Below are 3,661 nucleotides of genomic sequence, written 5' to 3' on the forward strand. Positions count from 1 at the left end.
GCCGCCGCCCCGGGCGCGCGCGGGCGCCCCCCGCGCCGCGGGCGCCCGGGCCCGGGCGCGGCGGGGGCGGCGGGGGCGCGGGCCCGCCGGGCCGGCCCGCCGCCCCGGGGGCCCCCCCCCGCGACGGGACGTACGAACTGTCCTGTCACCCGGCCGCCGGTACCCACCCGGACGTCACCGGCGCCTGCGGTGCCGTCGACCGGAACACCAAGTGGGGCCGGGACGCCTTCGCACCGGTGGCTCCGGACAGCGCCTGCACCATGCTCTACGGCGGCCCGGCCACCGCCCGCGTCACCGGGACCTGGGCCGGACGCCCGGTCGACGCGACCTACAACCGCAGCAACGGCTGCGAGATCGGACGGTGGAACCGGATGGTGCCGCTCCTGCCGGACCTCGGCTCCCGGACGTCCGCCGGGGTCCATAGTCGTTTCATGGCGGAATCCCCGGTCCCGTAAAAGTCCCGCGAAGGTCCCGCGAAGCCTGAGCAGGTGGTCACACGTTCCCCGTCACTTTGTCGTGCGACCTCCCTCTCATCCGGCGTCGCGAGCGCAACCGGTGCCCTTAGACTCCCTCGCGTGACACGCTGCGGGCCGGTTGGCAAGATGGCCCGAGCGGTCGGCAAGGTGCGGTAACAGGGAGGAAGCGTCTCGTGAGCAGCAGGCCATCCCGAGGCGCTGCTCGCCTCGCAGCCATACTCGACGCGCTTCCCGACGCGTTGGTACTGGTCAACGCCAATGGGACCGTCGTCAACGCCAACACGATCGCGCTGGAGGCCTTCGAGACTCCGGGGACGGCGCTCGTGGGGCGCGGGCTGCTCGATCTGCTGCCCGAGTTCGACTCCAGGCTGATCCCGGGCTCGATGCGGCGGCCCGACCACATGGACCCGCGCGGGCGGACCAAGCCGACGCGGATGATCGCGCGGCGGACCGACGGCAGCGAGTTCCCGGTCGAGGTCACCAGTGCGAACCTGGAGAACGGGCAGCAGGCGTACGACGGTTACGGCTACACCGGCGACGAGTTGCTCATGCTTGTCGTGCGCGACCTGTCCGGGACCGTCGACACCGAGGCCGAGCTGGCCCGTTCGCAGCGGCAGACCGAGATGATCCTGCGGGCGGCGTCCGAGGGCGTCGTCGGCACGGACACCGACGGACGGATCGTCCTCGTGAACCCGGCCGCCGCCCAGATACTGGGCTACCGGGCCGGCGAGCTCGGCGGCAAGGAGCTGCACAACCTCGTCGCGCACTCCCGCTCCGACGGCTCGCCCTTCCCGTACGGGGAGTCCCCGCTCGCCGACACCCTGCGCTCCGGACGCAAGCACCGGGTGCGCGGGCAGGTGCTGTGGGCCAAGGGCGACAGAAAGGTGCCGGTCGACCTGACGACCGCGCCGGTGCGCGACGGCGACCAGCTCGTCGGCGCCGTGATGACCTTCACCGACCGGCGGCCGTACGACACCCTCGCCGACGAGAAGGCGACGCTGGAGAAGGCGCACGCGCAGGAACTGGAGAAGCTCTCCGAAGAGCACGCCTCCGACCTCACCGCGCTGCGCCAGAAGCACGTGGCCGAGCTGGAGGAGCTGGGCGAGCAGCACGAGGAGGAGCTGGCGGCCGGCGAGGAGCGGTACGCCGCGCTCGCCGAGCGCGAGAAGGACCGGTACGAGGCCCTGGCCGGACGGCACGAGCAACTGCTGACGCTGCTCGGACGCTCGCTGCGCGGACCGCTGGACGAACTGCGCCGCGAGCTGTCGGCCCTCGCCGCGGACGATGCCGGGCAGCTGTGGCCCGAGGCCAACCAGGTGCTCCACCACCTGTCCGCCGGCTACTCACGCATCACCCAGCTGATCGACAACGTCCTCGGCTACCAGCGGCTGGACACGGGCACGGACGACATCACCCGTACGAAGGTGATGCTCGACGCCGTCGTCGCCGCCGGGGTCGAAGGGGCCGTCGAGCTCATCGGCCCCGGGCGGGTGCAGTTCGCCGTGCACGCGCCGCCCATCGAGGCCGAGGTCGACCAGCACCGGCTCGCCACCGCGCTCGCGCATCTCGTCGCGGACGTGGCGGGCGTCGACGCGACCGGCAACGCGCCCGTGTCCGCGGGCGGTTACATGGACAACACCGTCGTCGTGGCGGCCGCGCAGCGCGGCGAGGTCGCCCGCATCGAGGTGCGCGGACCCTATGCCGGGGGAGACCCGGTGCACGAGCCGATCGTGCGCGGGATCGTGCGGGCACACGGTGGTGTGCTGCAGACGCACGAGGTGCCGGGCATGAGTGGCAGCGCGTACGTGCTCGAGGTGCCGCTCGGCGGTGGCGCCGGGGTCGTCGCGTCACCGGTTCCCGCCCTCGACGCCGTCGCCGGGGGTGCCGGATCCGGCGCGGGTGCCCCGGCCGAGCTGCCCCCGGGCGGTGGTCGGCGGCGGGCCCGGCGGTCCTCCGTGGACGCCTTCCTGGAGAGCGAGGTTCCCGGCGAGTCCGGTGCCGCCGACACGGAGGCGCCCGTGCCCACCCGGCGGCGCAGGCGGCGGGCGGCCGAGGGTCCGGAGCCGGGCGAGGCCGAGAGCGGCGAGGTGACCGGCGGCACCGGACGGCGACGCGGCCGGGCGGGCGACAGCGCGCCCGACGGAGTGGCCGGTGGCGAGGGCGTGGCCGAGGGTGCCGTGCTGACGGCGGCCGAGCACGCGGCGGGTACCGCCGCATCGGGTACGGGCCTCGGCGGGACCGTACCGCCGCAGGGCGTGCCCGCACCGACCGGACGGCGCGCCCGGCGTGACGCCGGGGAACCGCAGGCCCTGCCGGCCGCGCTGCCCGCGGCCTCCCCTGCCCCGGAGGGCGGACCGGAGCCCGAGCCCGCCGACGGTGACCGGCCCACCGGGCGCCGCCGTCGTGCCCTGGCCGCCGCGGCCGAGCGCGCCGCCGCGCAGGAGGCGGGGAACCGTACGGTCTTCGCGCTGCCGCCCGCCGAGGCGGACCGTTCGCCCGGGTCCGAGCCCGCGGCTGCGGCCGTGCCCGACAACATGGACGGACAGGTGCCGGCACAGGCCCAGGCCCCGGTGGCGGGCGAGAACGCCGCGATCGCCGTTCCGGGCGGGGTGCCGGGCCACGACGGGCGGCATGACGCCGTACCGCACGACCAGGCCGAGGACCACACTCCGCCGCAGCCGCACCCCACCAGCGCGCCGACGGGCCGCCGCCGGCGGGCCGTGACCCAGTCGGCCGAGGTTTCGGCACCCGCGCAGACGGTGCCCGCACAGGGGGTTCCGGCGCAGTCGCTTCCCGCGCAGTCTGTTCCCGCGCAGGGGACGGCCATGGACGGTGCGCCCGTGCAGACCGCCGTCGCGGCTCAGGCCGTCCCCGGTGGGCAGCCGGTTCCGGCGCAGGCCGTCGCCCCCGTACAGCCTTCCCGGGCCACGGTCGCGGCCCCGGCGATTCCGGACCGGGCCACCGGACAGCCCGCCCCCGGGCAGCTCCCCGCCGCCCAGCCGCTCCCCGCGGAGGGGGCGCAGGCTCCGGTCGCCCCCGGTCGGGCCGTCCCCCCGCGGAGTCTGCCCGACCAGGCCCCGGCGGCGCCCGCGGCGGCCGCGGCGCAGGCGACCCCGGCCCCGGGCACACCGCTCGACGCGTCCGCCGTCGCACCCGCGAGCGGCACCGGCACCCCGGCCCCCGGC

2 protein-coding genes are annotated in these 3,661 nt (G+C 76.3%); both read left to right on the forward strand.

Annotation, left to right across the window (positions count from 1 at the left end; all coding sequences use genetic code 11):
* On the forward strand, positions 1-455 hold a 455-nt coding region (locus ACFW2E_RS43320), incomplete at its 5' end, for an SSI family serine proteinase inhibitor (RefSeq protein ID WP_384476622.1).
* Between the two features lie 194 nt (positions 456-649).
* The coding region (locus ACFW2E_RS43325) for a PAS domain-containing protein (RefSeq protein ID WP_384476625.1) at positions 650-3,661 on the forward strand (3,012 nt) is incomplete at its 3' end.

This window comes from Streptomyces sp. NPDC058964 (assembly GCF_042741275.1).
GTDB lineage: Bacteria > Actinomycetota > Actinomycetes > Streptomycetales > Streptomycetaceae > Streptomyces.